General features: G+C 50.2%; 4 protein-coding genes. All 4 read left to right on the top strand.

The window, feature by feature from the left end:
* A partial coding sequence (locus L0156_13885) for a carbohydrate-binding protein (GenBank protein MCI0604087.1) occupies positions 1 to 684 on the top strand: 684 nt, incomplete at its 5' end.
* 48 nt (positions 685 to 732) lie between these two features.
* Complete coding sequence (locus L0156_13880; protein ID MCI0604086.1) at positions 733 to 1188, top strand: DUF6265 family protein; 456 nt, start codon at positions 733 to 735, stop codon at positions 1186 to 1188.
* Entirely contained in the window at positions 1188 to 1601 is a 414-nt protein-coding gene (locus L0156_13875) for an OsmC family protein (protein MCI0604085.1), read from the top strand. Before L0156_13880 ends, L0156_13875 begins: the two co-directional genes overlap by 1 nt.
* Before the next feature lie 59 nt (positions 1602 to 1660).
* Entirely contained in the window at positions 1661 to 3679 is a 2019-nt protein-coding gene (locus tag L0156_13870) for a M28 family metallopeptidase (protein MCI0604084.1), read from the top strand.
* Positions 3680 to 3974 lie beyond the last annotated feature (295 nt).

The raw sequence follows: 3974 nt of genomic DNA, 5'->3' as shown, positions 1-3974 counted from the left end.
ATCACCTCAGCGCCTGCGGCCTCATACAATGGAGCGAATCAGATCGAAGTTTTCGCGCGCGGCGCCGACAACTCCGTTTGGTCGAGGTCCTGGAATGGAATTTCCTGGTCCTCATGGACCAATCGTGGTGGAAAAATCACTTCTGGCCCGGCAGCCGTTTCCTGGAGTAGCAATCGTACGGATGTATTCGCATTAGGAACCGATCAAAGCGTCTGGCATGTTGCTCGAACCAATACCTCCTGGTCGCCGTGGCAAGGCTTGGGCGGAAACGTGTTAGGAAGACCCGCCGTAGCATCCGCGAACGCCAATTCACTGGATCTTTTCGGACAGGGAGGAGATCATTCCTTGTGGCATAGAAACTGGAATGGTTCCGTTTGGTCGGCCTGGAAAAAAATCGGAGGAGCACTGAACTCCGCTCCTGCAGCTGTTTTCCGCGGATCAGGTGTAATCGATGTATTTGCCGTCAGCTCAAAAAAGACTCTGCTGCATTCCTACTTTGCTGGTAACAAATGGTCGCAATGGATGGATCTTGGTGGTGGATTGTCTTCTGATCCCGCTGTTGCTTCAGACGGCAAGGGAAGTCTGACAGTTTTTGCCCGTGGTCTCGATGACAACATCTGGCAAAGAACATGGACGGGGTCGAGCTGGTCGGCCTGGAACAAACTGAGCATCGCGACGCAATAGTTTTCGCGCTTGCAGAACTGCTAGACAGAGTACAATACCTCCATAAGAATGGCTTTTCTAGTATTGTTTCTGTTTGTCACAACCGCGTCAGCCAGTAATCTCACCTCTTTCGAAAAGCTCAGTGGATGCTGGGAGAACCGGGATTCCGCGGAGATTTACGAAGAAGTTTGGATGAGACCTGCAGGCGATATGATGCTTGGCATGAGCCGCACTTTGAAAAACGGAAAAGCGGTGACTTTCGAATTCATCCAGCTTCAATCCCGAGAGGATGGCACTTTCTACATAGCGAGTCCGTCCAAACAGGACAGAACCGAATTCAAGTTGACCAGCTTCAATGACAATATAGGGGTCTTTGAGAATCCGTCGCACGATTTTCCGCAGAAGGTCGTTTACAAATTTGATTCGGCGGATTCATTGAAAGTATGGATTGAAGGAACACGCAACGGAAAATCCCGCAAAATAGAATTTCCGATGACTCGCGTGAAGTGCCCCGGAGGTAAATGATGGCAGTCGTAACGGTTCACTCTAAAGAACATTTGAAGCAGGAGATCGTTTCCGGAAAGAATCGCATCATTGCTGATGAACCGGTGGATTTCGGCGGAACAGATGAAGGATTCGATCCTTATTCGCTTTTGCTTGCCGCTCTTGGCGCCTGCACATCGATGACTTTGAAGCTCTATGCGATCAACAAAGGATGGGACTTGCAAAGTGTCCAGGTTACCCTGAGACATGAGAAAATTCATGCGGAGGATTGCGCAAACTGCGAAACAAAAGAGGGAAAGATTGACCGGATCTGGCGTGAAATCACTCTGGAAGGAAATCTTTCACAGGATCAAAAGCTGCGGCTGCGCGAAATCGCGAGGCGATGTCCTGTTCACCGAACGCTTACTTCTGAAATCAGCATCGTAGATACTTAGCGTCTTCGCGTCTTTGCGTTAAGTTCCGCGCATCCCAATTCTTGATAACATTAGGCGTTATGCAACGGTTAATTTTTCTGTTCTTCATTCTATTCATCACTTCACTGGCCTTTGCAAACGGACTCATCGAAGAACCCGTGATGAAGGCTTTCAGCGAAGAAATTTCCGGGGAAGCGGCAAAACGGAATCTGGAATTTCTCAGCCGTCAACACCGGATGCGTGGATCCCGCGGTTACAAGAGTACTGTGGAATTCATTGCTGGTGAGCTGCGCAGATACGGATTGGAACAAATCTCGATCGAAGAATTTCCGGCAGACGGGAAAAAATTCTACGGCACGCAGCGTTCGCGCCCACCCTGGGATGCGGATTTCGCCGAATTGTGGGAAATGAAAGGGACGGTTCCTGCTGCGCGAATGGCAAGCTGGGATGCTGTGCCACTTTCACTTGCGCAAGACAGCGAAAACGGTGATGTCACCGCGTTGTTGGTCGATGTGGGTGACGGGATTTCAGAATCGGATTATGCAAACAAAGACGTAAACGGAAAACTCGTTCTGGTGTCGCAACAACCGGAACAAGTGGTGCGATGGGCCATTGATAAATATGGAGCGGCGGGAATGATCAGCTATGCACAGAATCAGAAAACCGCATGGTGGGCGGAAGACGAAAACCTGCTGCGTTGGGGGCATGTCGGTACCTTCAACAAAAAGCCTGCCTTTGCCTTTATGATCACGCTCAAACAGGCCAGAGCTTTTCAAAAGAGGCTTTTCACAGGGGAAAAAATTCAGTTGCATGCAAGGGTGGTTGCCGGACAACATTCCGGAGCCTATCAAGTCCTGACGGCAATCATTCCGGGAGCAGATCCACAGCTGAAGGAACAGGAGATCGTGTTCAGCTGCCATCTGGATCATCCGAGACCTGGCGCAAATGATAACGCAAGCGGTTGCGCAACCATCCTTGAGGTTGCGCGCACGTACGCCAAACTCATATCGGAGAAGAAGATTGCGCGGCCTCCGCGAACACTGCGTTTCGTCTGGCCTCCCGAAATAGAAGGAACCATGGCTTTTCTGGTGGCGCGTCCGCAAATCAAAAAGCGAATCCTCAGCGCAATTCACATGGATATGGTTGGAGGAGGCCCGGTAACCAAAGCGCAGTTTCGCATAACGCGCGGACCCGCGAGCCGCCCTTCCTTCATTTACGATGTCGCAGATCACTTCGGCAAATTTGTCAATCAACAGACCCAGGAATTCGCCGAGTCTGGAAGCTCTCTCTATCCACTCTATTCACTGGAAGGAGGTAAGGAACCGCTGCAGGCGATCTTCGCGCCATACAGCATGGGCAGCGATCATGACGTTTATGCAGAAGCATCGTTCGGAATTCCCGCGATCTATTTCAACGATTGGCCCGATCGTTACATCCACACGAATTTTGACACGCCTGCCAATATCGATCCGACAAAACTGAAAAGAGCCGGACTTCTTGGAGCGACAACAGCTTTCTTTCTGGCCAACTTTAATCACCAGCACGTTGAAAAACTATGGCCCGTTCTTAAAGCTTCGTCGCTCCAGCGCACGGCAGACATGCTGAAAAGGAAAATGAAATTGCCACAGGAGAATGCGAACGCGCTTTCTCATTTTCATTTCTGGTACGAAGAACGCACAATCGATTCACTCAAACACTACACGGAGATTCCAGAAGCAATTCGGAAAGCTCAGATCGCTTTTCTGAAACAACTCTCCGGATTCGCAGAAACTGATCCCAGGATTCCATCCAAGAAAGGGATCGTGTACTCGCGTAACGATGACGTTCCAGGACCGATGGGAGTGTTTGGATACAACTATCTGCAAGATCATTTTGGCTATGAAAAAACAAAGGCGTTGAAGCTTCTCAAACAGACAGGTTTCCATGCCGATGGTTCTGTTTATGAGTTCGAAGCGCTGAATCTCGTGGATGGCCGCCGCAGCGTGGAAGAAATCGCCGAGTTCTTGTCCGGCGCTTATGGCCATGTGCCGTTGGAGGCAGTTGCTGAATATCTGCAAGCACTCGAATCTATCGGCGTCATAGCAAGAACCGGTCACTAGCTCGGTACATCAGGTATGAGTAATCATCAGAACATAACCATCTGGATCTTGAACGCGGAACTCGCCGCGCGCGGTGCGTAAAATGGATACTGAACGTCGCCAGTTGAGAGAGCGGCCTGAATCAAAAATCGAGATCGGAGGAGTGTTCGTAGCCCTGCGCGATGGGCCAGCGGCGTCCAAATCCGAAAGCCTTTGTAGTGATCTTCAATCCGATCGGCAATTGTTTGCGTTTGTATTCATTGCGATCCACTTTGCGAAGAATTTCCCGGACAAGTTTGTCATCGTACCCGGTCTT

This window comes from bacterium, from assembly GCA_022616075.1.
Lineage (GTDB): Bacteria > Acidobacteriota > HRBIN11 > JAKEFK01 > JAKEFK01 > JAKEFK01.
This window is presented reverse-complemented; position numbering and strand designations above follow the sequence as displayed.

Bases quoted from the DNA above. Each gene is read 5' to 3' on its own strand.
- L0156_13880 (MCI0604086.1), top strand. From the start codon at position 733: ATGGCTTTTCTAGTATTGTTTCTGTTTGTCACAACCGCGTCAGCCAGT.
- L0156_13875 (MCI0604085.1), top strand. From the start codon at position 1,188: ATGGCAGTCGTAACGGTTCACTCTAAAGAACATTTGAAGCAGGAGATC.
- L0156_13870 (MCI0604084.1), top strand. From the start codon at position 1,661: ATGCAACGGTTAATTTTTCTGTTCTTCATTCTATTCATCACTTCACTG.